Annotated in this window: 25 protein-coding genes; 17 read left to right on the top strand and 8 right to left on the bottom strand. The window is 69.1% G+C overall.

The features are described 5' to 3' along the window. Nucleotides 1-4: 4 nt before the first annotated feature. Together OHA18_RS24880 and OHA18_RS24875 are read left to right on the top strand one after the other, a co-directional pair. Nucleotides 5-1909 (top strand): putative Ig domain-containing protein, encoded by a 1905-nt coding sequence (locus OHA18_RS24880; protein WP_328997691.1) that lies wholly within the window; start codon nucleotides 5-7, stop codon nucleotides 1907-1909. Nucleotides 1910-1918: 9 nt separating this feature from the next. After that, complete coding sequence (locus OHA18_RS24875) at nucleotides 1919-2914, top strand: hydroxyacid dehydrogenase (protein ID WP_328997690.1); 996 nt, start codon at nucleotides 1919-1921, stop codon at nucleotides 2912-2914. A gap of 1 nt (nucleotide 2915) precedes the next feature. On the opposite strand, the gene aroQ is transcribed toward OHA18_RS24875, so the two are convergent. Further along, nucleotides 2916-3524, bottom strand: coding sequence for a gamma subclass chorismate mutase AroQ (gene aroQ, locus OHA18_RS24870; protein ID WP_328997689.1), 609 nt, complete (start codon nucleotides 3522-3524; stop codon nucleotides 2916-2918). Nucleotides 3525-3682: 158 nt separating this feature from the next. Here aroQ and OHA18_RS24865 point away from each other — a divergent pair, with 158 nt between their 5' ends. The 8 genes from OHA18_RS24865 to OHA18_RS24830 all read left to right on the top strand — a co-directional run bounded on the left by OHA18_RS24865 (nucleotide 3683) and on the right by OHA18_RS24830 (nucleotide 9481). Further along, the gene (locus OHA18_RS24865; protein ID WP_328997688.1) at nucleotides 3683-4348 is read left to right on the top strand and encodes a fasciclin domain-containing protein; all 666 of its coding nucleotides are present in this window, start codon (nucleotides 3683-3685) and stop codon (nucleotides 4346-4348) included. A 2-nt stretch (nucleotides 4349-4350) separates the two neighbouring features. Next, on the top strand, nucleotides 4351-4956 hold the full coding sequence (gene sigK, locus OHA18_RS24860; RefSeq protein WP_328997687.1) for an ECF RNA polymerase sigma factor SigK: 606 nt from the start codon (nucleotides 4351-4353) through the stop codon (nucleotides 4954-4956). Between the two features lie 2 nt (nucleotides 4957-4958). After that, nucleotides 4959-5681 carry an anti-sigma factor gene (locus tag OHA18_RS24855; protein ID WP_328997686.1) on the top strand — a complete coding sequence of 241 codons (723 nt, stop codon included), beginning with the start codon at nucleotides 4959-4961 and terminating at the stop codon, nucleotides 5679-5681. 56 nt (nucleotides 5682-5737) lie between these two features. Next, a complete protein-coding gene (locus OHA18_RS24850) occupies nucleotides 5738-5986 on the top strand; it encodes a PaaI family thioesterase (protein ID WP_328997685.1) in 249 nt (82 codons plus the stop codon). 156 nt (nucleotides 5987-6142) lie between these two features. Continuing rightward, the gene (locus OHA18_RS24845) at nucleotides 6143-7474 is read left to right on the top strand and encodes a DHA2 family efflux MFS transporter permease subunit (RefSeq protein ID WP_328997684.1); all 1332 of its coding nucleotides are present in this window, start codon (nucleotides 6143-6145) and stop codon (nucleotides 7472-7474) included. Then, nucleotides 7474-8421 carry a sigma-70 family RNA polymerase sigma factor gene (locus OHA18_RS24840; protein WP_328997683.1) on the top strand — a complete coding sequence of 316 codons (948 nt, stop codon included), beginning with the start codon at nucleotides 7474-7476 and terminating at the stop codon, nucleotides 8419-8421. Before OHA18_RS24845 ends, OHA18_RS24840 begins: the two co-directional genes overlap by 1 nt. Nucleotides 8422-8426: 5 nt before the next feature. Continuing rightward, nucleotides 8427-9182 carry an isocitrate lyase/PEP mutase family protein gene (locus OHA18_RS24835; protein WP_328997682.1) on the top strand — a complete coding sequence of 252 codons (756 nt, stop codon included), beginning with the start codon at nucleotides 8427-8429 and terminating at the stop codon, nucleotides 9180-9182. 83 nt (nucleotides 9183-9265) lie between these two features. Next, nucleotides 9266-9481, top strand: a complete 216-nt coding sequence (locus OHA18_RS24830) for an antitoxin (protein WP_328997681.1) — start codon at nucleotides 9266-9268, stop codon at nucleotides 9479-9481. A 67-nt stretch (nucleotides 9482-9548) separates the two neighbouring features. On the opposite strand, the gene OHA18_RS24825 is transcribed toward OHA18_RS24830, so the two are convergent. Next, nucleotides 9549-10310 (bottom strand): class I SAM-dependent methyltransferase, encoded by a 762-nt coding sequence (locus OHA18_RS24825; RefSeq protein WP_328997680.1) that lies wholly within the window; start codon nucleotides 10308-10310, stop codon nucleotides 9549-9551. A 138-nt stretch (nucleotides 10311-10448) separates the two neighbouring features. On the opposite strand from OHA18_RS24825, the gene OHA18_RS24820 reads away from it, so the two are divergent. Then, nucleotides 10449-11207: a maleate cis-trans isomerase family protein gene (locus OHA18_RS24820; protein ID WP_328997679.1), complete on the top strand. Its 759-nt coding sequence runs from the start codon at nucleotides 10449-10451 to the stop codon at nucleotides 11205-11207. Between the two features lie 162 nt (nucleotides 11208-11369). Further along, nucleotides 11370-12107 carry an SDR family NAD(P)-dependent oxidoreductase gene (locus OHA18_RS24815; protein ID WP_328997678.1) on the top strand — a complete coding sequence of 246 codons (738 nt, stop codon included), beginning with the start codon at nucleotides 11370-11372 and terminating at the stop codon, nucleotides 12105-12107. Here OHA18_RS24815 and OHA18_RS24810 read toward each other — a convergent pair. Both OHA18_RS24810 and OHA18_RS24805 read right to left on the bottom strand, forming a co-directional pair. Further along, a complete protein-coding gene (locus OHA18_RS24810) occupies nucleotides 12048-14411 on the bottom strand; it encodes a glycoside hydrolase family 95 protein (protein WP_328997677.1) in 2364 nt (787 codons plus the stop codon). The genes OHA18_RS24815 and OHA18_RS24810 overlap by 60 nt on opposite strands. A 55-nt stretch (nucleotides 14412-14466) precedes the next feature. Further along, nucleotides 14467-16296, bottom strand: a complete 1830-nt coding sequence (locus OHA18_RS24805; RefSeq protein ID WP_328997676.1) for an ABC transporter ATP-binding protein — start codon at nucleotides 16294-16296, stop codon at nucleotides 14467-14469. Between the two features lie 189 nt (nucleotides 16297-16485). On the opposite strand from OHA18_RS24805, the gene OHA18_RS24800 reads away from it, so the two are divergent. Next, nucleotides 16486-16911, top strand: coding sequence for a MarR family winged helix-turn-helix transcriptional regulator (locus OHA18_RS24800; protein WP_328997675.1), 426 nt, complete (start codon nucleotides 16486-16488; stop codon nucleotides 16909-16911). Between the two features lie 29 nt (nucleotides 16912-16940). Here the strand turns inward: OHA18_RS24800 and OHA18_RS24795 are convergent, their stop codons facing one another. Further along, nucleotides 16941-17924 carry an alpha/beta hydrolase gene (locus tag OHA18_RS24795; protein WP_328997674.1) on the bottom strand — a complete coding sequence of 328 codons (984 nt, stop codon included), beginning with the start codon at nucleotides 17922-17924 and terminating at the stop codon, nucleotides 16941-16943. A 101-nt stretch (nucleotides 17925-18025) separates the two neighbouring features. Here OHA18_RS24795 and OHA18_RS24790 point away from each other — a divergent pair, with 101 nt between their 5' ends. Next, nucleotides 18026-18724 carry a TetR/AcrR family transcriptional regulator gene (locus tag OHA18_RS24790; RefSeq protein ID WP_328997673.1) on the top strand — a complete coding sequence of 233 codons (699 nt, stop codon included), beginning with the start codon at nucleotides 18026-18028 and terminating at the stop codon, nucleotides 18722-18724. Here OHA18_RS24790 and OHA18_RS24785 read toward each other — a convergent pair. Beyond that, entirely contained in the window at nucleotides 18721-19638 is a 918-nt protein-coding gene (locus OHA18_RS24785; RefSeq protein ID WP_328997672.1) for a 2-dehydropantoate 2-reductase, read from the bottom strand. The two genes, OHA18_RS24790 and OHA18_RS24785, sit on opposite strands and share 4 nt — an antisense overlap. Before the next feature lie 54 nt (nucleotides 19639-19692). On the opposite strand from OHA18_RS24785, the gene OHA18_RS24780 reads away from it, so the two are divergent. The 3 genes from OHA18_RS24780 to OHA18_RS24770 are packed head-to-tail and all read left to right on the top strand — an operon-like array spanning nucleotide 19693 to nucleotide 21700. Next, on the top strand, nucleotides 19693-20220 hold the full coding sequence (locus OHA18_RS24780; RefSeq protein WP_328997671.1) for a CGNR zinc finger domain-containing protein: 528 nt from the start codon (nucleotides 19693-19695) through the stop codon (nucleotides 20218-20220). A gap of 53 nt (nucleotides 20221-20273) precedes the next feature. After that, nucleotides 20274-20801 carry a hypothetical protein gene (locus tag OHA18_RS24775; protein WP_328997670.1) on the top strand — a complete coding sequence of 176 codons (528 nt, stop codon included), beginning with the start codon at nucleotides 20274-20276 and terminating at the stop codon, nucleotides 20799-20801. Then, nucleotides 20798-21700, top strand: coding sequence for an alpha/beta hydrolase (locus tag OHA18_RS24770; protein ID WP_328997669.1), 903 nt, complete (start codon nucleotides 20798-20800; stop codon nucleotides 21698-21700). The genes OHA18_RS24775 and OHA18_RS24770 overlap by 4 nt, the downstream gene beginning before the upstream one ends. Here the strand turns inward: OHA18_RS24770 and OHA18_RS24765 are convergent. Then, nucleotides 21681-23135 (bottom strand): peptide MFS transporter, encoded by a 1455-nt coding sequence (locus tag OHA18_RS24765; protein WP_328997668.1) that lies wholly within the window; start codon nucleotides 23133-23135, stop codon nucleotides 21681-21683. The two genes, OHA18_RS24770 and OHA18_RS24765, sit on opposite strands and share 20 nt — an antisense overlap. Nucleotides 23136-23161: 26 nt before the next feature. Next, nucleotides 23162-23875 (bottom strand): hypothetical protein, encoded by a 714-nt coding sequence (locus tag OHA18_RS24760; protein WP_328997667.1) that lies wholly within the window; start codon nucleotides 23873-23875, stop codon nucleotides 23162-23164. Nucleotides 23876-23899: the final 24 nt, after the last annotated feature.

The raw sequence follows: 23899 nt of genomic DNA, 5'->3' as shown, positions 1-23899 counted from the left end.
TCCTGTGATCTCACTGCGCCTGATCTCCCTGCGGCGGTTGGCGATCCCCCTGGCCCTCGTCCTCGTCGGTGGCACCACCACGGTCGCGACCGCGGACGTCCAAGAGTCGCCGAAGGTGGTCGCGAGCTGCGACCAGAAGGTCAAGCCGGGCGAATACACCTGCCTCGCGCAACGGCGGGCCGACCTGGGCTTCCGGACGCGTGCTGCCGGCGGTGCGCCGGACGGGTACGGTCCGTCCGACCTGCAGGCCGCGTACAAGTTGCCCTCAGCAACCGCGGGCCGAGGGCAACGGGTCTACATCGTCGACGCGTACGACGACCCGACGGCCGAGGCCGACCTCGCGGTGTACCGCAAGCAGTTCGGACTGCCGCCGTGCACGACCGCGAACGGCTGCTTCCAGAAGCTCAACCAGGACGGGCTGTCGAGCCCGCTGCCCGCACCGTCGGGTTCGTGGTCCGGCGAGATCTCGCTCGACCTCGACATGGTGTCGGCGGTCTGCCCGAGCTGCGCGATCACGCTCGTCGAGGCCAACTCCCCGAGCGACGACCTGCTCGAGGCGGTGAAGACCACGGACCGGTTGGGCGCGAAGTTCGTCTCGCTCAGCTGGGGCGGACCGGAGTCCGCCGACCTGGCCGCGCTGGACAAGAAGTACTTCGATCCGCACGGCGTCGTGTACGCGGCGTCCACCGGTGACTACGACTACGACGCCGGCGTCTCGTATCCCGCCAGCTCGGCGGCCACGACGGCGATCGGCGGTACGACGCTGACGAAGGACGACTCGTCCCGCGGCTGGACCGAGACGGTCTGGAACAACGGCCCCGGCCAGGGCACCGGATCGGGCTGCTCGAGCGTGTCCGCCAAGCCGAGCTGGCAGTCGGTGATCCCGGCCGCGACCTGCCCGAAGCGCGCGGTCGCGGACGTCTCCGCGGTGGCCGACCCGATGAACGGCGTGGCCGTCTACCAGACCACCGGAGGCTCCGGCTGGGCCGTGTACGGCGGCACCAGCGCGTCCGCCCCGGTCATCGCGGCCGCCTACGCACTTGCCGGTGACCCCGGTCCGGCCTCCCGTCCGGCCGGCTACCCCTACGGGGCCACCGGCAACCTCAACGATGTTGTCGAAGGCAACAACGGCGAGTGCACCCCGGCCCCGCTGTGCACGGCGCAGCCCGGCTGGGACGGCCCCACCGGCCTCGGTACGCCGATCGGCACCAAGGCCCTGACCTCGCCGACCAGGGCCAACCGGATCACGCTCTCCGCACCGACACAGCAGTTCAGCGCGGCCGGCGATGTCGTCGTACTGCGGGCGGGCGCAACGGACTCGGGTCGTCGCCTGGTGCGGTTCTCCGCGATCGGTCTGCCTACCGGACTCCGGATCGATCAGGTGAGCGGGATCATCTACGGTCGGCCGACCGTTCCCGGGACCTACTCGGCCACGGTGACAGGCACGGATTCCACCGGGGCACGCGGCAACACCGTGATCAGCTGGGTGGTGAGCACCCGGAAGAACGCCGTGGCCAACGGTGACTTCGAGTCCGGGACCGGCGGCTGGACCCAGACCCCGGACGTGATCCGTGCAGACGGCCAGTACAGCCGCAGCGGGCTGGGGTACGCCTGGCTCGGTGGGACTGGTACGACGCACACCGATTCACTGAGCCAGCGGGTCAGCGTCCCGTCGTTCGGGCATCCGACGCTGCGGTTCGCGTTGCGGGTCGCCGGTGGAGATGACGCGCTCCAGCTGACCGTTGACGGTCATGTGGCGAAGACGTTCAGCCGGAGTACGCCGTCGTACGCGATGCAGTCCGTCGACCTCACGCCGTACCGGGGCCGGACCGTCACGCTGGACTGGACCAGCACCGAGAACGAAGGTGCGTCGACGACCTTCCTGCTGGACGACGTCTCGGTGAACTAGAATTCGGTCATGGCCGAAAAGCTACGGGTAGTGCTGGCGGCGACGCCGTCGTTCCGCGAGATGGTGTTCGCACCGGCGAGTGTGGCGCGATTGGAGGCGCTCGGGGAGATCGTCGTACTCGATGATCCCCGCGACGCCGCAGCGTTGACGGCGGCGTTGCCCGGGACCGACGTACTGATCACGTCCTGGGGTGCGACGCCATTGACCGCGGACGTGCTGGACCGTGCGGACCGGTTGCGGCTGGTCGCGCACAGCGCCTCGTCGGTGAAGCATTTCGTCACCGACGAGGCGTTCCGGCGTGGACTGCGGATCACCCAGGCGGGGCAGGCGATGGCGCATCCGGTGGCCGAAGTGTCGCTCGCGTTCACGTTGAGTCTCCTGCACCGGATCCAGCGCTTCGACCATCAGATGCACGCCGGGGCATGGCGGGACGACGTACCTCCGCAGCACGGTCTCCCGTCGTCGCGGATCGGGGTGGTCGGGGCGTCCCGGACCGGCGTCGAGTACATCCGGATGGTGGTGGCGCTCGGCGCGGAAGTGGTCGTGTACGACCCGTATCTGACCGACGATCGCGCCGCCCAGCTCGGCGTACAGCGGGTTGACCTGGACGAACTGCTCCGCACGAGCCGGGTCGTCGCCCTGCACGCGCCGACCCTGCCCGAGACGCGTCACCTGATCGGCGCCCGCGAGCTCGCGCTCATGCCTGACGGCTCGTCCCTGGTCAACACCGCCCGCTCCTGGCTGATCGATCCCGCCGCGCTCCTCGCGGAGCTCCGGTCCGGCCGGATCGACGCAGCGCTGGATGTCTTCGACGAGGAGCCGCTCCCGCCGGACAGCCCGTACCGCGGCCTGCCGAACGTTCTCCTGACCCCGCATCAGGCCGCCGCGACGGTCGAGTGCTACCTCGAGATGGGCGACATCACCGCGAGCGAGATCGAGCGCTACGCAGCCGGCGAGCCCCTCCAGTACGAGCTCACCGAGGCTGCGCTCGCCCGGATGGGGTGACTCAGCAGATCGTGGTCGCGGCCGTGCGGACGGCCTGGCGGTGGAGCGGGTCCAGGTGGTGGCGGATCTCGGCCGTCGCGGTGGCGACGACGAGCGAGATGTTGCACCGCAGACCCGTCTGACGGAGGTCGTCGACGCGGACCAGCTCGGCCAGCAGTTGGGTGGTCAGCGCGTCGAGCTTCTCGCGGATGACGTTCAGGTCGGGACCGCTGGTGGGGGCCTTGTCCGGGTGAGCGGCCCAGTACGCCAGCAGGCCGCGCTGGACCACCTTGCTCGCGTCGATCTGCGCCTGGAAGAACTCCGCGGTGGAGTCCGGGTCGATCCCCAGCTGAACGGCCGACTGCCGGACCGAGTCCAGGATCTGCTGCTCGCGGACCGGGTCGTCGACCGGCTTCCCGCTGAAGTACTTCGACGCCGCCACGTCGTCACCGATCACGATCCGCTGGATCATCAACTCGGTCAGCCCGTCGAACGTCGGCACCCGGCTCGCGGCAGCATCCTGCCCGACCCCTGCCTGTGGTGCCGCTCCCGCCGGAGCAGCCGGCCCCAGCAGCGCGAACCCGCCGACGGTGCTCGCCGCCACGGCTGCGGTGATCAGCTTTCGAAGCACTCTCTCCACCCTCTCCAGTGACAGTCCAGAACGGCTCGCGACTGTACGCCGCCTGCGGGTGCACCCCAGTTCACTTTCACAAATCTCGAACCCATCCGGCCGGTGCGCGGCTCCGAAGTACCCGATGTCAGCAACCTCCTCAGGAAAGAGATGACGTCATGTCCCAGCACCTCACCCGCGCCGGTCTTGCTCTCACCGCGCTGACCCTTGCCTTGACCGCATCCGCCTGCGGTGGTTCCGACGACAGCAACAGCTCGTCCAGCTCCGGCTCGTCCTCGACGGCCACCAGCAGCACGCCCTCGGCGTCCGCGTCGATGGACAACGCTGCCAGTGGCCTCGTGGGCCCGGGGTGCGCCGGCTACGCGAAGGCCAACCCGGACGGCGCCGGCTCGATCGACGGCATGGCCGCGGCCCCGCTGGCCACCGCGGCCTCGGGCAACCCGCTGCTGAAGACCCTGGTCGCGGCCGTGTCCGGCAAGCTCAACCCGAAGGTCGACCTGGTCTCCACGCTCAACGGCGGCGAGTTCACCGTCTTCGCCCCGGTCGACACCGCCTTCGCGAAGATCCCGGCCGCCACCGTGAACACGCTCAAGACCAACGACGCGCTGCTCACCAAGATCCTCACGTACCACGTGGTCTCGGGGCAGCTCGACCCGACCGCGGTCGTCGGCATGCACCCGACCGTGGAGAAGCAGGACGTCACGGTCACCGGCTCGGGCGACAGCCTGAAGGTCAACGGCGCGAACGTCATCTGCGGCGGAGTGAAGACCGCGAACGCTACGGTGTACCTCATCGACTCCGTGCTGATGCCCCCGGCAAGCTGACCGTGACCGAACCCACCTCGCTTCCCTGGCCCGCCGGATCGCACCCGCGATCCGGCGGGGTGACCGACGGCGATCTGCTGGCGCTGACCGCCACCGGTGACACCGCCGCGTTCAGCACCCTCTACGACCGGGTCGCTCCCTGGGTGTTCGGCCTGGTCCGCCGGATCCTGCGCAACCCCGCCCAGTCGGAGGAAGTGACGCAGGAAGTGATGATCGACGTCTGGCGGACGGCCACGCGGTACGACGCCGATCGCGGCTCGGCGCACTCGTGGATCCTCACCATCGCGCACCGCCGGGCGGTCGATCGGGTCCGCTCCGAGCAGGCAGCGGCGGACCGGACCGACCTCGCCGGGGCCCGGTCCGCCGAAGTCGACTTCGACCAGGTCGCCGACACCGTCAGTACCCGCCTCGAAGCCGAGCAGGTACGGCGGTGCCTCGGCACGCTGACCGAGCTGCAACGAGAGTCCATCGAGCTCGCCTACTACAACGGGTACACCTACCCCGAGGTCGCTCAGCAGCTCGGCGCCAAGCTTCCGACCATCAAGGCGAGAATGCGCGACGGCCTGATCCGGCTCCGCGACTGCCTCGGAACCACGAAGGGGCACTAGCCATGACGGAACCCGACGTGCACACTCTCACCGGCCCGTACGTCCTCGACGCCCTGCCGGAAGACGAACGAGCCCGCTTCGAGGCACACCTCGCCGACTGCACGTTCTGCAGCACGGAGGTCGCCGAGCTCCGTTCGGCCGCGGTCAAGCTCGCGACGCAGGTCTCGACGGCACCGCCACCCGGGCTGAAGGCGAACGTGATGGCAGCCATCAACGACGTACGGCAGCTGCCCCCGCAGGTCCCCGTCGTCGTCGAGCCTGGTTCGAAGGTGCGGCGCTTCACGCGACGGTCGGTGCTCACCCTGGCTGCGGCTGCTCTTGCCGTGGCGGCCGCCGGCGGTGTCGCGGTCGACCAGTACCGGGACCGGACGGCTGCGGAGCACGCCAACCAGCAGATGGCCGCCGTACTGGCCCAGCCCGACGCACGCACCGTCCACGGCACCGTCGAAGGCGGCGGCCAGGCCACGGTCGTCCTGTCCACGAAGGCCGACAAGTCGGTCGTCGTACTGCGAGACCTGCCGAAGCTGCCCGCAAACCACACCTGGCAACTCTGGATGATGGACCCGTCGAACAAGGCCATCTCGCTCGGCCTGACCACCACCGACATCACCCAGGTCATCAACGGCAACACCACCGGAATGGCCACCTTCGGCCTAACCATCGAACCCACCGGCGGCTCCCCCACCCCCACCCTCCCCGCCGCAGCACTCGTCCCCCTGACCTGAGAACACGAAGCGCGAGGGCCGCCGGCTTGTCCCCGGTCGGCTAGTACGCTCCGGGGATGGTGGAGGCGGCTGCCGACGTGCGGGCTCGGATGCAGGAGAGTTTTGGTTGGCAAGGGTTGATGGAGCATCTCGGGGCCCGGATCTCGTATGTCGGGGCGGGTGAGGTGCATATCGAGCTGCCGAGCCGGCCTGAGGTCACGCAGCAGCACGGATACTTCCATGCGGGCGCGACCAGCTCGATCGCGGACAGCGCCGGTGGGTACGCCGCCGCCGGACCCTGGTCGCCGTCGGTCAGCAGACCCTGATCCAGGTCGAGGCCCGGCCCGAGCGCTGAAAACTCGTACTCATCGCAGCGATGAGTTCGCCCCTCGCCGCTGGTCTGTACAGGTGTGACGCAATCTTCTGCACGAATGACAGGTCAACAACGATGGGTTCTAGGGCTGACCTCCTTGGGGTCGGTCATGGTCGCGTTGGACGTTCTCGTGGTGGCTGCGGCCCTGACCACGATCCGTAGCGACCTCGGCGCCTCCGCCGAGGAGCTGGAGTGGACGGTCAACGCCTATGCGCTGAGTTTCGCGATGCTTCTGATGACGGCCGCCGCGATCGGCGACCGCCTGGGCCGGCGCCGTACCTATGCGGCCGGACTGGCACTGTTCACCGCCGCGTCGGTGGCGTGCGCACTGGCCACCTCCTTGCCGTTCCTGATCGCGGCCCGGGCCGTGCAGGGCATCGGTGCGGCAATGGTGATGCCGTTGGCGATGGGTCTGCTCGGGGCGGCGTTCCCGCCGGAGCGACGCGGTCAGGCCATCGGCGTGTTCAGCGGCGTGACCGGTATCGCCGTACTCGGTGGTCCGCTGATCGGTGGCGCGGTGACCGAAGGGCTGTCCTGGCAGTGGATCTTCTGGATCAACGTGCCGATCGGCGTGGTCGCGATCGCGTTGGTACTGGCGAAGATCCCGGAGAGCACCGGTCCGGCCCGGCGGCTGGATCTGGTCGGCGCGGTGCTGATCAGTCTCGCCGTACTGGGTCTGGTCTGGGGCACTGTGCGTGGCGAGTCGGCGGGCTGGGCGAGCGCCGAAGTACTCACGGCCTTCGCCGTCGGCGTGGTGATGCTGGTGGCCTTCGGCTTGTGGGAACGGCGTTCGGATCACGCGATGGTGCCGTTGGAGTTCTTCCGGAACCGGACATTCACGGCCTCGAACTCGGCCGGCTTCTTCCTCAGCGCGGCTCTGTTCAGCGCGGTCTTCTTCCTCTCGCAGTACATGCAGGCCGTCCTCGGTTCGGCGCCGTTCAAGGCCGGGCTGCAACTGCTGCCGTGGACCGCGACGCTGTTCGTGGTCGGGCCGATCGCGGGCCAGTTGGTCGATCGCATCGGCGAGCGCCCGCTGGTCGTCATCGGTATGGCGCTGCAGACGGCCGGCATGTTCTGGATGAGCCGAGGCGCGGATCACTACTACGAACTGATCCCGCCGCTCGTGATCTGCGGGTGCGGGATCTCGCTCGCAATGCCCGCGGCACAGAGCGCGGCGATGGCAGCCCTACCCCGCGAAGCAGTCGGGATCGCGTCCGGTATCTACAGCATGAACCGTCAGCTCGGCGGCGCGGCCGGGGTCGCCGTCCTCGGGTCGGTGTTCACCGCGGCCGGCGGCTACACCGGTGACGGATTCGCGCGGGCGCTCGCCGGTTGCGGCGTACTGTCGTTGCTCGGGGCCCTCTCGGGCTTCGCGATCGCCGCACGGCGTCGGACCGGCACCGGGGACTCGGTCGACGAGTTGGTGGTGGAAGGAGTCTGATGGACCTCGAGGAGGAGTTCGCACAGCATCGGGGCGGGCTGGTGGCGCACTGCTACCGGATGCTCGGCTCGTTGCATGATGCCGAGGACGCGGTCCAGGAGACATACCTGCGCGCCTGGCGGGGGCATGCGAACTTCGAGCACCGTTCGACGGTCCGCACCTGGTTGTACCGGATCGCCACGAACGTGTGCCTGAACCTCCTGCAGCACAGCAGCCGCCGGGTGGTCCCGTCGGCTTTGGGTGCCCCTGGCAACGATCCGGACGAGCTGCACGCCCAGGCCCTCGAGGTGCCGTGGCTGGAGCCGTTCCCGGATCAGTTGCTCGGGGCCGACCCGGCCACGGTCGTCGGCGACCGGGAAAGCCTGCGGCTGGCGATGGTTGCCGCGATGCAACATCTTCCGCCGCGGCAACGCGCCGTACTCATCCTGCGGGAGGTCCTCACCTGGCCGGCGGCCGACGTTGCGTCCTTGCTCGACACCACGACGGCCGCCGTGAACAGCTCGCTGCAGCGGGCGCGGGCCGAGCTCGCCCGGCTGCGACCGCGCGAGGACGAGTTGCGCGAACCGGAGGAGTCGCCACGGCGCGCCCTGCTCGACCAGTTCCAGAAAGCCATGGAGAGCAAGGATCTGGTCGCGCTGGAAGGGCTGTTCACCGAGGACGCGCGGTGGGAGATGCCGCCGATTCCCACCTGGTTCAGCGGGCGTCGCGACGTACTGCGGCTGCTCGACTCCAAACTGCGGCCCGGTCCGGATCGACGGGTCCTCGTCGAGACCTCAGCGAACGGTCAACCGGCGTACGCGCTCTATATCCGGGGTACGGACGACCGGTACCACGCGCACTCGATCAAGGTGCTGACCCTGACGACCGCGGGCATCTCGGCCGTGCTCGCTTTCCACCAACCTGCCTTGTTCCCAGCCTTCGGGCTGCCCCTGATCCACGGGAGCTGATTTCGATGTCCTTAGCAACTACTTTGCGGGAACTGCACGTGCCCGGTACGCCGCTCGTCGTACCGAACGCCTGGGACGCGGCCTCGGCCCGCGTCGTCGAGGCGGCCGGATTCGGCGCGGTCGCCACCAGCAGCAACGCGACCGCCGCAATCCTCGGGTACGACGACGGCGAGCACGTCCCGGTCGACGATGTACTCACCGCCGCGACCCGGATCGCGGCCTCGGTGTCCGTGCCGGTCACGGTCGACTTCGAACGCGGGTACCGGCTGGCCCCGGCCGAACTGGCCGAACGTTTCCTCGCCACCGGTGCCGTCGGCCTGAACCTCGAGGACTCCGACCCGGCCACCGGCGAGATGATCGACCCGGCCGAGCAGGCGGATTTCCTGGCCGCGGTTCGGGCCGCGGCCGGAGACGCCTTGGTCGTCAACGCCCGGATCGACGCGTTCCTGCGCAAGGCCGGTTCGGCGGAGGAACAGTTGACGACAGCGCTCGACCGCGCGGCGCGCTACCTCGCGGCCGGCGCCGACTGCGTGTACCCGATCGGCGTCGGCGACCTCGACCTGATCGGCACGCTGGTGAAGGAGATCAGGGGCCCGGTGAACGTCGCCTACGGGCAGGGCGCGCACTCCGTCGCCGGCTACACAGCGCGAGGCGTAGCCCGGATCAGCTTCGGGCCGATGTTCCAGCGGCACCTGTACGGCGTGTTCGCGAGCACCGTACTGCCGGCCCTGCAAGCGGACCGGAATCCGTTTGCCGGCTGACCAGCCCTTGTGTGGGATCCCGGCGATCGGGTAATACGAGCGGTGGTAGTACCAGGCAACCATCGACGGAACGGGGAAACACGATGGGCATCTTCGACAACATGAAGGACAAGGCCGCCGATCTCGTCAACGAGCACGGCGACCAGGTCGGCGAAGGCCTCGACAAGGCCGGCGACTTCGTCGACGAGAAGACCGGCGGCAAGTACGGCGACAAGATCGACCAGGGCACCGACATGGCCAAGGACCAGCTGGACAACCTGGACGGCGAGAACGACGACATCCCGGACAACCAGTCCTGATCTGCCACACCGCTTCTTGACGCACGCCCGAGCGGCCGCGGAACTCGCCGCGGCCGCCCAGCGTGCGCTACCGCCAGATGACGGCTTCGATCTCCCGGCGCTGCTCGGAGAACAGGCCGTGGTCCGCTGCCTTCGTCAGCAGCGCGCGCAGGTCGGTCTCGAAGGCCGGCAGCTCCGCTCCGAGCAGATGCGGTGTCGAGCTCGACAGCGAGAACACCGACGCGACCAGATCGTCCACGGTACGCTCCTCGACTTCGTTGCCGCCGACGACTACCCGCGTCGGCCCGCGATACCCGGCAGCACGCATGACCACTTCCTCGCCCGGCCGCGTCCCGGTCGGCAGCACGCTCCGCCCGGCACGCCGTACCGGACCGAGATACCGCGTCACCAGCTCGTCGATCGCGTCCCAGGGCGGCCGCGGATGCGGTAGGTCCTCGGCTCCGTCGATCCCGCGATGCGTCGTCGCGCCCACGTGTACCCACGCACCTTCGGGTTCGAGCATCCCGCGCACCCGGTCGGCGACCAGCTCCTGGTCCATCCAGTGGAAGGACTGCGCGAACGTCACCACCTGGAACTTCCCGAGCTCCCCCGGCAGTTCCTCGGCCCGCATCTGCTCCCAGGTCACATTGCCGACGTTGTACTGATCGGCCCGCGCGGCCGCCACCTCGACCATCTCACCGTCCGCGTCGACGCCGACCGCCGCCGCGAAGTACGGTGCCAACAGCAACGTCAGCGGGCCGGGGCCACACCCCACATCCAGCAACCGCCCGCGACCGTCCAGCCCCAACTCGTCCCGGATCGCCTCCCCCAACGCCACCGGGTAAGCCATCCGCCCCACCGCGTAGTGCCGAGCACTCCCGGCATACAAACTCGCATCCCATTGCCATTCCCAATCACTGTCCACCGGCCGAGGCTACCGACGCTCCCGATTCGAGCGCACACTCTTTTGTGGGGAAGGAGCGGGCTCATGTGGCAGCCAGACGGATGGGATGTGCGCACTCGGCTCGGGGTCCTGGTACCGCACAGCGATGTCGGACCCGAGTCCGAGCTACAGGCGATGGCGCCGGACGGTGTCTGCGTGCACGCGAACCGCGTTCCGTTCGGCGCGATGGCGGCCGGTGGGTTGATGGATCCGACGATTCCGCTGGCACCCGTACAGGCCTTCGTCGAGCCGCCCGTGATCGACGACGCCACAGTGTTGCTGGCCGCGGCGCCGATCAGTGCCATCGGCATCGGCTTCACCAGTTCGTCGTACGTCGGCGGTCCGGACGGGGAACGCAAGGTAGTCGATCGCTTGACTGAACGCGCCGGCCTGCCAGTGGTCGCACCGTGCGCAGCGGCCGTGGCCGGTTTCGGTGCGTTGGGCATCGAACGCATCGCGTTGTTCAGTCCACCATGGTTCGACAACGAGCTAGACCAGTTAGGCGCTGAGTACTTCGTTGCACAAGGCCTCGACGTCGTGGTGCACGCAGCGTGCGAACTGCCCAGCAACCAACGCAGTATCAGCCCGTCCGAGCTGTTCGCGTGGATCGTCGCGCACACACCCGGGGACGCGGACGGCGTGTTCATCGGGGGCAACGGTTTCCGTGCGGTAGGCGTAATCGCCGCCCTGGAAGAGGATCTGGGCCGCCCGGTCGTCACAGCGAACTCCGCCTTGCTCTGGGGCCTACTCCAAGCCGCGCATTCGTCGGCCCGCCCAACGAAGTACGGGCGCCTCTTCGATTAGGGAGCTCGGCCAACACTCAGTTTCTGGGCAATCGCCGAGAGGGCTGCATTTCTTGGGGTTCGGGACGTAGGCTGCTGGGCCAAGGGGATGGTTGGCACCGGGGCAGCACTGCAGGGGGTACTGCGTGATGCGGGATTTTGGCCTGCGCTCGGGGACAACAAGATGACTCCGCTGCGGCGGATCCTGATCTGGATCTCAGGGGCCTCGGCAGGACTCGGTGCCGCACTGGTCGCGACGGTGCCGTTCGAGGGCGCGGAGCTGGTCGATCTCTCGCGGCGCGGCGGTGTACCTGGTACGCAGCACGTCGCGGTCGATCTCGCCGACCCCGCGTCGTGGCCGGTGGTGGAGCAGGACTTCCGGCAGCGGATCGAGGACGACGACCCGCACATGGTGGTGTTCATCCATGCCGCCGGCACGCTGACACCGCTCGGTTCGGCCGATCGCGTCGACACCGCGCAGTACACCCGCAACGTCCTGCTGAACTCAGCTGCCGCTCAGGTGCTCGGGCATTCGTTCCTGCGAGCGGTGTCCGGCCGCGCGTGTGAGCAGCACCTGATCATGATCTCGTCCGGCGCGGCGATGCGGCCGCACGAAGGCGAGGCGAGCTACTGCGCCGGCAAGGCAGGGATCGACCAATGGGTACGCACGGTCGGGCTGGAACAGCGGCGCCGAAGTCCCGGCTGCCGGGTGATCTCCGTGTCACCCGGCGCGATCGACACCGCCATGCAGGCCGAACTCCGCGCGTGCAGTCCCGTCGAAGTGCCGGAGTCGACCCGCTTCCGCGAGATGGAAGCGCTCGGCCGGCTCGCGAAACCCGAGAACGTTGCCCGCATCATCTGGTCACTCCTCGACCGAGACCTGGAGACCGGCACCGTCCTGCACGTTCAGGACATGAGCTGAGATCCCGGCGCTGAGCGACACCTCCAGACGATGGTCGCCATGCCGAACCACGACAGTCGTGTCCCGATCGGCCGTCAGTACGGCGTTCGCGGCGGACGGGGACCATTCCAGGTCGACCCCGACCCCGCCGCGAGCGCGCAGCCCGGTGAGCGCTCCTTCCGGCCACGCGGCCGGGAGCGCCGGGAAGATCTCGAGCTCACCGGTATGGCTCTGCAGCAGCATCTCGGCGATCCCGGCGGTGGCGCCGAAGTTCCCGTCGATCTGGAACGGCGGGTGCGCGCAGAACAAGTTCGGGTACAGGCCGGAACCGTCGCCGACATAGTCGGTGCCCGAGTCGCCGGCAGGCGTGAGCAGCTCACGGACCAGGCGGTGTGCGGCCGCGCCGTCCCGCAGTCGCGCCCAGAGCGCGATCCGCCAGGCGAGCGACCAGCCGGTGCTCTTGTTGCCGCGCAGCTCCAGCGTGCGGGCGGCGGCCGCGGCGAGTTCCGGCGTACCGTCCGGGGTGATCTGGTCGCCGGGGTGGAGGCCGATCAGGTGGGAGGTGTGCCGGTGCTGCGGTTCGGCCTCGGGCAGGTCCTCGAGCCACTCTTGTGGTTGCCCTTGGCCACCAATTGCCGGATCGGGGATCCGCTTGCGGGCGGCAACGAGCTCCTCGACGAACGGGTCGGTGAGGTCGAGTTCGGAGGCCGTCTGCGCGCAGCGGTCGAACAGGTCGGCGATCAGCGAGAGCTCCATCGTCGCGGAGGTCGTGACCGAGGCGGGCTTGCCGTCCGCGGCGACGTACTCGTTCTCCGGTGAGGTGGACGGTGCGGTGCCGAGCGCGCCGTCCGGGAGTTCGATCAGCCAGTCGAAGCAGAATTCGGCGGCGCCACGCAGTACCGGCCAGACCTCGCGGAGGTACTCGCGGTCGCCGGTGAACGCGAAGTGGTCCCACAGGTGGCGGCACATCCAGACGCCGGCCATCGGCCAGTTCGACCACTTCGGGTTGCCGTCGACCGGAGCGGTCCAGCACCACGCGTCGGCGTTGTGGTGCGCGGCCCAGCCCTTGGCGCCGTACAGGTCCTCGGCAGTACGACGGCCGGCGCGGGCGAGGTCGCCGACGTACCGCAGGAGTGGCTCGTGGCACTCGGACAGCGACGTGGTCTCGGCCGGCCAGTAGTTCATCTCGGTGTTGATGTTGACCGTGTAGTTGCTGCTCCACGGCGGCTGGAGGTGCTCGTTCCAGATGCCTTGCAGGTTGGTGGGCAGGCCCCCGGGGCGGGAGCTGGAGATCATCAGGTAGCGGCCGAAGTTGTAGATCAGCGCCGCGAGCCCGGGGTCGTCGGACGCTTCCGCCAACCGCCGGTCGGTGGTCAGGTCCGCCGTCGACGGGAGCGTGAGGATCGACCGCCGAAAGAGCTCCTGATAATCACCGACATGCTGCTCCCGCAGCACCGCGGCAGCGGCGAGTGCTGCCCGGACGGCGGCGTCGGCTGCCTCTCGGCACTCCTCGCCCGTGCGAGTCGGCGGAGTATGCGGGCCTTCGTAGCCGGTGGCGGTCGAGAGCACGATCAGCAGCTCGGTGGACTTGCCGATCGTCAGCGCTTCGTCCGTGGGCGTGACCGATCCGTCGGTGCGGGCGCGGAGAACGACCGCCGCGTTCATCCCGCGGTCGTCGCCGTCGGAGTACTCGATCATCGAGCCGGCCCGGCCGTGCGGCGGCGGAACGGACGACGGGCAACTGGCAAGCAGCGCGAGGCCGTTGTCGCCGACCGCCTGCGTGGTTGCACGCAACTGCGAGGAGAGGCTGACTGTCACGTCGAGTGGCCGCGAGGCGCCCAGACGTAGGATCAATGCCTGCGCCGGAGCGCTCACGTAGACCTCTTGCCAGACCTCCATGCCGGCGACCTCGTACTCGGATCGCGCGACGGCGGTGTCCAGGTCGAGACGGCGGCGGTACTTCGTCACCTCGCCGTCGACGTGGAAGTCGAGGAGCAAATCGCCGAGCGGCAGGTATGCCTGCGAATGGCCGCTGTGGAACCCGTGGGCGAGCTCCTCGGCGGCCCGTAGGTCGCCCTCAGCGAGCGCGGCCCGGACCCGATCCACCGCGGCGGCGCCGACCTCACCCAGCGGCGTGGCCAGGCGGCGGGTGGTCTCGGGGCTGCCCGACCACAGGGTCTCGTCGTTCAGTGCGATCCGGTCCCGCCCCGGCCCGCCGAACGCCATCGCGCCGATCCGGCCGTTGCCGAGCGGCAACGCCTCCAGCCAGTTCGCCGCGGGAGCGTCGTACGTCAGCTCGGTGGCCGCAGTCATCCGATCTCTCATGCGGCGATCCTCCCCCGAGCGCGCACCTGGACGCGACCGGGGGTCCAGCTGACGGTCAGGCCGCTTTGGTGAACTGGGTGGCGTACAGGTCGGCGTACAGGCCGCCCTGGGCCAGGAGCTCGTCGTGGGTGCCGCGTTCGCGGATCCGGCCCTCGTCCAGGACGAGGATGACGTCGGCGTTGCGGATCGTCGACAACCGGTGCGCGATGACGAGCGACGTACGGCCGACCAGCGCGTTGGCGAGCGCGGCCTGGACCGCGGCCTCCGACTCGGAGTCGAGGTGGGCGGTCGCCTCGTCGAGGATGACGATCGACGGGGACTTGAGCAGCAGCCGGGCGATCGCGAGGCGCTGGCGTTCACCACCGGACAACCGGTAGCCGCGGTCACCGACCACGGTCTCGAGGCCGTCGGGCAGGCTGGCGACGAGCGCCGCGATCTGAGCTCCTTCGAGCGCCTTGTGCAGCTCTTCGTCGGTCGCGTCCGGGCGGGCCAGCAGCAGGTTGGAGCGGATCGTGTCGTGGTACATGTGCGAGTCCTGCGTGACGACGCCGATCGCCGCGCGGAGCGAGCTCTGCGTGACTTCGCGTACGTCGTGGCCGCCGACAAGCACGGCTCCGCCGGTGGCGTCGTACATCCGGGAGACCAGCGAGGACAGCGTCGACTTGCCGGCGCCGGACGGGCCGACGACGGCGACCAGCTGACCGGGCTCGACGGTGAAGGTGACGTCCTTGAGCACCTCGTCACCGGTCTCGGCCGACAGCGTCGCGACCGACTCGAGCGAGGCGAGCGACACCTCCTCGGCCGACGGGTAGTGGAACGACACGTGGTCGAACTCGATCGACGGCTCGACGGTGGGCGGCAGTTCGCGCGCATCCTTGCGGTCGGCAACCATCGGCGCGAGGTCGAGGACCTCGAGCACCCGCTCGAAACTGACCAGCGTGGTCATCACGTCGACCTGGATGTTGGACAGCGCGGTCAGCGGGCCGTACAGGCGGGTCAGGTACGCCGTCAGGGCAACGACCGTACCGATGCCGAGGGCCCCTTCGACCGCGAAGACGCCGCCGACGCCGTACACGAGAGCGACGGCGAGCGCCGCGACGAGCGTGAGCGAGACCCGGAAGATGCTGCCGTACATCGCGGTGGTGACCCCGATGTCGCGAACCCGGGCGGCCTTGCCGGCGAAGTCGCGGGACGAGTCCTGCGTACGGCCGAAGACCTTGGCCAGGACCGCGCCGGCGACGTTGAAGCGCTCGGTCATGGTCTGCGCCATCGTGGCGTTCAGCTTGTAGGTCTCAGCTGTTGCCTCGCGCAACTTCCCGGCCAGGAGCCGGGCGGGGATGACGAACAGCGGGAGCACGACCAGGGCGAGCAGGGTGATCTGCCACGACATCACGAACATGGCGACGAGGACGAGGGCGACGCTGAGCAGGTTGCTGACGACGTTCGAGAGCGTCGAGGTGAACGCCTGCTGGGCGCCGAGGACATCCCCGTTGAGCCGCTGGATCAGGGCGCCGGTCTGCGTCCGGCTGAAGAAGGCGACGGGCAGTTGCTGCACATGGTCGAAGACGGCGGTACGGAGGTCGTAGACGAGACCTTCACCGATCCGCGCGGAGAACCAGCGCTCGGCGAGGGTGATCGCGCTGTTCACGACCGCCAGCAGGCCGACGACGAAGGCGAGCCAGACGACGACCTGGGCGTGGCCCGGGACGATGCCCTTGTCGATGATCGCGCGGAACAGCAGCGGGGTGACCGCGCCGGTCCCGGCGTCGAACGCGACGAGCACCAGGAAGAAGCCCAGGTAGCCGCGGTACGGACGGGCGAACCCGAGAATCCGCCGGAGCGTGCCGGCGGAAAGCTTGTGGTGACGAACGGAGGAGTCCTTCATCAGCGAGCGCATCGCACGCCCGCCCCCGGCTCCCCCGCCGGGAAGTCCAGAAATCTGTGACATACAGACCCTTTCGGCAGGAAACAGTTATACTGAGGTTAACTCACTATGAGACAACCTCACAAGATCCCAGTTTGTTCCCACGCGTGCGCGACGGTCCTACGGACCGTCGGCTACTAGGCTCTGCCCATGCATGCGCCGGATGACGCCGCGGAACAGATCGCAGCCCTGCTGGACGGGATCGTCCGGCGGCAGCGGCGCGCCTCGCGTGAGAGCTTCGGCAAGAGCGTCACGCACGGGCAGTTCCGGGTACTGCGCACTCTGGACAACGCCGACCAGCCACTCCGACTCAGCGAGCTCGCCTCGCGGCTGGGAATCGTCCCCCGCTCGGCCACCTCCGTCGTGGACGACCTGGAGGCAGCCGGACTACTGGCACGGCAACCGGACCCTCACGACCGCCGCGCCACCCTGGTGGACCTCACCCCGGAGGGCCGCCAGATCCTCAACACTCTTCGGGAGAAGCGCCGCGACGTCATGGCCGGCCAACTGGCGCGCCTGACCCCCGACGAGCAACGGACCCTCACCCAGCTCCTCCAACGCCTGGCCGAGGACTGACCCGGCCAGGTCGCTGGGTCCGGAGAGGGTCAGGCCTTCTTCAGGTGGGTGAGGATTCCTTCCAGGTCTTCGATCATGCGGTTGGGGCGGACCATGTGGCCGCCTTCGTCTTCGTGGGCGGTGTAGGGGATGTTGGCGCCGTCGAGGGCGGCGCGGAACTCGCGGTGGCCGGCCAGGACCTGGGTTTCGTTGGCGTAGTCGAAGGGGTCGGGGCTGGGGCTGGTACCGGCGACCAGGAAGATGCGCTTGCCGCGGTAGCGCTCGAGGTTCTCCATCGGGTTGTCGGCGGTGACGCGGGCCTCGTCCCACGCCGGCGCGCCGTAGATGGTGCCGCCGGCCAGGTCCACTGCGGCGGAGGACACGTTGGCCCAGTGCACGACCAGACCGTCGTCCCGGCGTACGCTCGCCGGCCCGGAGTGCGAGCTGACCGAGGCGAAGTGGCCGTAGTACTTCGCCGTGTACTTGAGCGCGCCGAAGCCGCCCATCGAGAAGCCCGAGACGGCGCGGCCGGCGAACTCGGCGTACGTGCGGAAGTTCGCGTCGACCCACGGCACCAGCTGGTTGAGGTGGAAGCTCTCCCAGTTGCGCGGGCCGACGTTGGTGCTGACCGGGTTCGAGTACCAGCCGGCCTTGCCGCCGTCCGGCATCACCACGATGATCGGCTTGCCCGCCGTCCAGTCGCGGACTCCGAGGTTGTCGAACGCGATGAAGTCCTGGTTGCCGCCGTGCAGCAGGTACAGCACGGGATAGGTGCGGCCGCTGGTGTGATAGTCGCTCGGCAGCAGCACGTTGACGGCCGGGGCCCAGCCGACCTGATCGGTCTGGAAGCGGTAGTACCACATCCGCGGATCGGCTTCGTTCCGCTCGGTGATGTGCAGGCCGAAGCCGTCGCCGGCTGCGTTGGCCGCCAGCGAGGTGGCCAGAATCGTGCCGGCGCCGAGGCCGGCCGCGACGGTCAGCCCGCCGGCGGCCTTCAGAATCGTGCGCCGGCTGGGGCGTGGTGCGCTCACCATGATCTCCTGGGGAGGTTAGGGACGGATCTACTCACCGTCGGTGACGGTGTCGATCTAAGTTAGTAACATAACTTTGGGGTCAGCCCCGGCAGAGGAGACTTGTGACAGCGAATCCGCCCCGCCGCAAGACCGGCGGCCGGCAGGCGCAGATCACCCTCGCGGACATCGAGCGCGAGGGGGTGCGGCTCGGCCTGACGAACCTCACGGTGAACGGCGTCGCGACCGCGCTCGGCGTCTCGCCGACCGCGCTGTACCGCCACGTCGACGGCAAGCTCGGCCTGGAGGCGCTGGTCGGCGAGGCAGTACTGCGGGAGTTGCACATCGCCGACGATCCGGAGGACGGGGTCGAGGCGCACCTGTTGTCGTTCGCGCAGCAGGTGCACACGTTCGTCCTCGATCACCCCGGACTCGCGGCGTACATGCAAAGCCTGTTCCCGCGCGGTGAGTCCGGTCTCCGGCTGCAGCGGGAGGCGATCGAAGCGCTCGGACGGCGCGGCTACAGCCCCGCCGGCGCCGTACTGATGTCGGGCACCGTCGCGTCGCTCGCGATCAACCTCACGGCCGCCGAGGAACGGCACCGCCCGTACTTCGAGGGTGCGCACCGCCGCGAGCTCGAGAAGGTGTACGCCCTGCTCGCCACCGACGAGCTCCTCCTCGCGGCCCACCAGGAGTTGCCGCAGATCGACTCCGAGGCGTACTTCCGGATGGTGATGACCGGCTGCATCCGCGGCCTCGTCACCGCGGCCCCACCCAACCGCCCGGTCATCGAAGTCCTCGACGACCTCGGGCTGGAGCGTTAGTTGCCAGCGGCAATTGCTCGGGCGGCGGCGAGGCTGTAGAGGAACGTGTTGACCGGGGTCGGGATGGCAGCCTCGTTGCCCAGACGGACGACGGCGCCGGTCCAGGCGTCCAGCTCGGAGGGGCGGCCGGCGATCAGGTCGCGCTGGAGAGAGGTCGTGCCGTCGGCCGGAAGCCCGTCGATCCAGGCGAGGGTCCGGGGTACGACGTCCGCGGCGAGGTGGATGCCGCGGGCAACGGCGACGTCGCGGATCTCGGTCGTGGCCGCGGTGAGGAGCTCTCGGGTGGCGGGATGCGTGCGGAGTACGCCGTACCCGGCGCCGGTCGCGGTGCCGAGGCCGCCGCTGGGGACGACCGACAGGAACTTCGCCCACAAACCAGTCCAGATGTCCTCCGGCACAACTGCTTGCAGCCCGGCAGCGACGAACGCATCCCGAAGCCGGTCGGAGCGCGAAGACTGCCCGTTGTCCCACTCGCCGAACGTCAGCTTGCCGCTGCCGAGGTGCCGGATGATCCCCGGACCGTCGACATACGCGATCACCTCTGCCGCACCAGGCAGCACGGCGTCGCGCCCGTAGGACTCGGCCACCTGATCCGGCGCCTCCACGCCGTTCTGCACCGTGACGATTGCAGTTTCCGGACCGACGAGCGGCCGGATCGCGGTGATCGCCTCGGCCAACTGCCAGGTCTTCACGCAGACCAGTACGTAGTCGACCACACCGAGCTCGGCCGGCGCATCGGTCGCCTGCACCGGCAGCCGGAGATCACCCGCGGGGCTCTGCACCACCAACCCGTCGGACCTCAGCGCCTCGAGGTGCTTGCCGCGCGCGACGAACCCGACGTCCTGCCCTGCGGCAGCCAGCCGCGCACCGAAGTACCCACCCACGCCGCCCGCGCCGACGATCCCGATCCTCACAAGCCGCTCCTCCGTTACCGGTTTATCTGGTAACAACGATGATAGGCTACGGCCATGGACACGCGCTTCACCTGGGTCGGCGGCCGTCCGTCGGTCGATTTCACCGCGACCGTCGGCAAGCGGCAGCAGGCGCCGTTCGAGCGCATCCCGGAGCCGGCCGATCTCGCTCGCTGGTTCCGGGAGGCGGGCCTCACCCACGACGAGGTGCCGGTCTCGGGCCGCGCGCGCAGTCAGGCGATCGGGCTTCGGGAGGCCCTCTACCGGCTCTTCACCGGTACGACGTCGACGGCCGACGTCGAGGCGGTCAATCGGTGGAGCAGCCTCCCACTGGCCGGCCCAAGCCTGACCCAGGACCGTCGCGTGGCCCCGGTTCTGACGGACGTCCCGGCTCTGCTGAGCACGTTGGCGCGCGACGCCGTCGAGCTGCTCACCGGTCCGTTGGCCGAGCGGATCCGGACCTGCGCCTCCGACGACTGTTCCCTGCTCTTCGTCGATGCGAGCCGCGCCGGCCAACGCCGGTGGTGCTCGATGAACACCTGCGGCGCCCGGGCGAAGATGGCGACGTACCGCGCGACGGATTGAGGACTTCGCGCAATCCACCGAGGACCGGGCGGCCGGACTGGTTGGTTGTCGGTATGCGTACACCGACTACCACTCCGGCGCAGGCGGCCGGCCTGATCCGACGGGATCAAGAGCTTCTGCTGAGCCGGGTCGAAGGAAAGAGCGAGGACGAACTGCGAGCGCCGTACGACGTGACCGCCGGCCCGCTCGGAGACTTCTGCGACTCGTTGCACGACCTGATCGCACACGTGCTGATGTGGGACGAGATCAACCTCGCCGTACTGCGGGATGCCCGGGCGGGCCGGCTGCACTGGAGCCTCGATCCGCGGTGGGAGACCGCTGACATCGGGAGAGCGCTCAACCTGGGCGGGGTCGAGGCGGGACGGCGGATCCCGTCCGAGCTCGTGCTGCACCGGTTCCACAGCGTCGGCGCCGCCTTGACTGCGGAGATCGAGCAGTACGACGCGGAAACGTGGAGCGATCCGTTGACCTGCGCCGGGTTCGACGGCGGGATCGGGGCGCTGGCCGAGTACGTGTCCACCACGCCGGACGGGTTCCTGTTCGCCCACGCGGCCCGTCATCTGCAGCCGGTCGCCGCATGAGGCCCGAGCTGATCGACAGCCCGGAGTACGGGTCCGAAACCGACGCCCTGCTGAAGGTGCTCGCCGACCTGCCGGTCCCGGACGTCGATCCGTACCAGGCGTTGCTGCTCGATCGTGAGGACCTACCGGACCCCGCGCTCGCCGGTGAACCCGATCCGCGAGTTTCGTTGGACGACCTGACGATCGAGCTCGAAGGACGGACCCTGGAAGCGCGCGTCTACCGGCACTCGACCCAACCGCGGCCGATCGTGCTCTGGCTGCACGGCGGCGGTTTCGTCGGCGGCCACCTGCGCGACATCGAGTACGCGACCTCCGGGATCGCTGCCAACGGCAACGTCACCGTTGTCTCACTCAACTATCGTCTCGCGCCCGAAAACCCTTGCCCAGCAGCGCTTCACGACACCTACGAGACCCTGCAGTGGATCCGCGAACACACCACCGAGCTCAACGGCGACGGGCGGATCGCCATCGGCGGTCAAAGTGCGGGAGCCGCGCTCGCGGCCGGCGCGTGCCTACTGGCCCGGGACGAAGGCACCCCGCTCCCAGACCGCCAGATCCTCTGCTACCCGACCCTCGACCTGCACCCGGACGCTGACTGGCACGAGTGGTACTTCGCCAAGCGAAGCGATATCCCCGCAGCCGCCGTACCGCTGCAGGCCGACTCGCTCGCCGGCCTCCCGCCGACCCTCATCCTGGCCGCCGGACGGGACGAGCTACGCGACGACGCCCTCGCCTACGCCGGCCGCCTCACGCAGGACGGCGTACCGGCACAACTCGTCGAGTACGCCGACACCATGCACGCGTTCCTCAACTTCCCCGCCGCGCTGTCGGCCGGGCGGCATGCGGTCGAGCTGATCGGAGCGGATCTCCGCACCGCGTTCAGTGCACGCCGGCCATGAGCCGCCGGATCGGACGGACCGCCAGCGCGAGCAAGCCACCCAGTACCAGTGCGACCCCGCCGATGACACCGAAGTACGCCGTCTCGTGGTCGGCGCTGTAGAGCTTCGCGAGTACGCCGGACATCGCCGTACCGAGCGCCACGGAGAGGAAGAACAGGGCGACCATCTGGGTACGGAACGCCGCGGGTGCGAGTTTTGTCGACAAGGAGAGACCGACCGGTGAGACCAGCAACTCGGCGATCGTGAACACCAGCAGGATCCCGGCGAGTCCGAGCAGCGGCGCACTGTTCGGACCGCCGCCGGCCATGGGCAGGAAGAGCAGGAACGCGATCCCCATCACCGCCAGCCCGGCGCTGAACTTGATCGGCGTCGACGGCTGCCGCGGACCGAGCTTGGTCCAGAACGCCGCGAACACACCGGACAGGATGATGATCATCACCGGGTTGATCGACTGGACGAACGACACCGGCATCTCCCAGCCGAAGATGTTCCGGTCCAGGCGCTGGTCGGAGTACACGGTCACGACGGTGAACTGCTGCTGATACAGCGACCAGAACGCCGCACTCGCGATGAACAACGGGATGAACGCGAGCACCCGGCTCCGTTCGACGCCGGTCAACCGGCCACTGCCGAGAATGACCACGAAGTAGGCGATCGCCGCCAGCGCGCTGATCACCGCGACCGCGAGCGCGTACCGCGACGCGGGCAGGATGCCGGAGATCAGGATCACGACGACGACCACCAGCGCGACCGCGGCGCCGACGACCCGGCGGATCGCGTCGGGGGTCAGCGGGTTGGGCACCCGGCGGGCGTCGTCGCTCAGGCGGCGACGGCCGGCGCCGTACTGCACCAGGCCGAGGAACATCCCCGCCGCCGCCAGCCCGAAGCCGTAGTGGAAGCCGACGTTCTTCTGCAGCAGGCCGGTCAGCAGCGGCCCGGCGAACGCGCCGAGATTGATGCCGAGGTAGAACAGCGAGAAACCACCGTCCCGGCGGTCGTCGTCCTCGCTGTACAGCGTCCCGACCAGGGAGGTGGCGTTCGCCTTCACGCCGCCACTGCCGACGGCGATCAGCACCAGCCCGACCGCGACTCCGGCCAGGCCTGGGATCAACGCCAGCGCGATATGACCGATCATCACCACGGACGCGGCATAGAACAAGGTGCGTTCGGGACCGAGCACCCGGTCCGCCAGCCAGGCCCCGAGGATCGTGGACAGGTAGACGAGTCCGCCGTACGCGCCGACGATGCTGGTCGCCGTACCTTCGTCGATGCCGAGGCCGCCGCGGTCGGCCGTGTAGTACAGGTAGATCAGCAGGATGCCCTGCATGCCGTAGAACGAGAACCGTTCCCACATCTCGACGCCGAACAGGTTGGCCAGGGCGGGCGGATGGCCGAAGAACGTCCGTTGGGTACGTTCGGTGTCCGGGCTGCTCACGGCAGGACCTCTCCTCGTGATCGGGGTCAGTGGTCAGCGCGGTGCGTGAAGAAGCGGGCCGGGTTGCCGGCGGCCCGCGGACTCGAGGCGATCCAGGTGGCGAACGAGTCCGGGTGGCGGCGCTCGAGTTCGTCGAGGTAGGCCCGCCGTACGTCGACCATCGCCTGCCTGCGGTCCGCGACCGCGGCCCGCTGGAGCTGGTTGAAGCTCCGTCGCCAGGCCAGGCACAGCTCGTCATCGCTGAGTTCGACGACGCTGCGCACCACCGCGGTCAGGTACTTCGGCATCGGCCAGTCCGCGGCCGGCCGAGCCTCGGCCGGGACGGCCTTCAGCTGCCGGCCCGATGCCTTGGGCAACTTGATCGGCCGCCGCACCTCGCGGGCGGGCACCCCGGACCGCAGCCAGCTGATGACCGGCGGCGAGACGCCGACGATCAGCATCAGGAGCGCCACGGTCCGCGCTCCGACCGCGGCGGCGTACCCACAGACCGCGACTACGAACAGTCCGCCGAGCACCGCCCAGCGTGGGACCAGGTACATCAGGTCACCGGACGGCAGGTCGCGGCCCAACCCGATACTCAGGCAGACCGATCCCGCTGTGAACGCGGCGACCAGGAACGCGACCAGGTTCGTCCCCGGTGACACGAACACCAGGCACGCGACGACTCCGATCGCGGCCAGCAGTCCCACGGCTGCCCGCCAGATGCGCGAATACCGCAGCTCGACGTCCACCATGTTCATCCCAGTGCCCCATCGCCCGGTCGT

It is taken from the genome of Kribbella sp. NBC_00709, from assembly GCF_036226565.1.
Classification (GTDB): domain Bacteria; phylum Actinomycetota; class Actinomycetes; order Propionibacteriales; family Kribbellaceae; genus Kribbella.
The sequence above is the reverse complement of the archived record's forward strand: the minus strand, read 5'-3'. Positions and strand labels throughout refer to the sequence as shown.

What these genes read in the sequence shown, in the direction of transcription:
- OHA18_RS24800 (WP_328997675.1), top strand. Translation starts at nt 16,486, where the DNA reads ATGCATGCGCCGGATGACGCCGCGGAACAGATCGCAGCCCTGCTGGAC.
- OHA18_RS24775 (WP_328997670.1), top strand. Translation starts at nt 20,274, where the DNA reads ATGCGTACACCGACTACCACTCCGGCGCAGGCGGCCGGCCTGATCCGA.
- OHA18_RS24845 (WP_328997684.1), top strand. Translation starts at nt 6,143, where the DNA reads ATGGTCGCGTTGGACGTTCTCGTGGTGGCTGCGGCCCTGACCACGATC.
- OHA18_RS24810 (WP_328997677.1), bottom strand. Translation starts at nt 14,411, where the DNA reads ATGAGAGATCGGATGACTGCGGCCACCGAGCTGACGTACGACGCTCCC.
- OHA18_RS24795 (WP_328997674.1), bottom strand. Translation starts at nt 17,924, where the DNA reads ATGGTGAGCGCACCACGCCCCAGCCGGCGCACGATTCTGAAGGCCGCC.
- OHA18_RS24825 (WP_328997680.1), bottom strand. Translation starts at nt 10,310, where the DNA reads ATGGCTTACCCGGTGGCGTTGGGGGAGGCGATCCGGGACGAGTTGGGG.
- OHA18_RS24875 (WP_328997690.1), top strand. Translation starts at nt 1,919, where the DNA reads ATGGCCGAAAAGCTACGGGTAGTGCTGGCGGCGACGCCGTCGTTCCGC.
- OHA18_RS24855 (WP_328997686.1), top strand. Translation starts at nt 4,959, where the DNA reads ATGACGGAACCCGACGTGCACACTCTCACCGGCCCGTACGTCCTCGAC.
- OHA18_RS24865 (WP_328997688.1), top strand. Translation starts at nt 3,683, where the DNA reads ATGTCCCAGCACCTCACCCGCGCCGGTCTTGCTCTCACCGCGCTGACC.
- OHA18_RS24815 (WP_328997678.1), top strand. Translation starts at nt 11,370, where the DNA reads ATGACTCCGCTGCGGCGGATCCTGATCTGGATCTCAGGGGCCTCGGCA.
- OHA18_RS24805 (WP_328997676.1), bottom strand. Translation starts at nt 16,296, where the DNA reads ATGAAGGACTCCTCCGTTCGTCACCACAAGCTTTCCGCCGGCACGCTC.
- OHA18_RS24820 (WP_328997679.1), top strand. Translation starts at nt 10,449, where the DNA reads ATGTGGCAGCCAGACGGATGGGATGTGCGCACTCGGCTCGGGGTCCTG.
- OHA18_RS24830 (WP_328997681.1), top strand. Translation starts at nt 9,266, where the DNA reads ATGGGCATCTTCGACAACATGAAGGACAAGGCCGCCGATCTCGTCAAC.
- OHA18_RS24770 (WP_328997669.1), top strand. Translation starts at nt 20,798, where the DNA reads ATGAGGCCCGAGCTGATCGACAGCCCGGAGTACGGGTCCGAAACCGAC.
- OHA18_RS24835 (WP_328997682.1), top strand. Translation starts at nt 8,427, where the DNA reads ATGTCCTTAGCAACTACTTTGCGGGAACTGCACGTGCCCGGTACGCCG.
- OHA18_RS24850 (WP_328997685.1), top strand. Translation starts at nt 5,738, where the DNA reads ATGGTGGAGGCGGCTGCCGACGTGCGGGCTCGGATGCAGGAGAGTTTT.
- OHA18_RS24840 (WP_328997683.1), top strand. Translation starts at nt 7,474, where the DNA reads ATGGACCTCGAGGAGGAGTTCGCACAGCATCGGGGCGGGCTGGTGGCG.
- OHA18_RS24780 (WP_328997671.1), top strand. Translation starts at nt 19,693, where the DNA reads ATGGACACGCGCTTCACCTGGGTCGGCGGCCGTCCGTCGGTCGATTTC.
- OHA18_RS24760 (WP_328997667.1), bottom strand. Translation starts at nt 23,875, where the DNA reads ATGAACATGGTGGACGTCGAGCTGCGGTATTCGCGCATCTGGCGGGCA.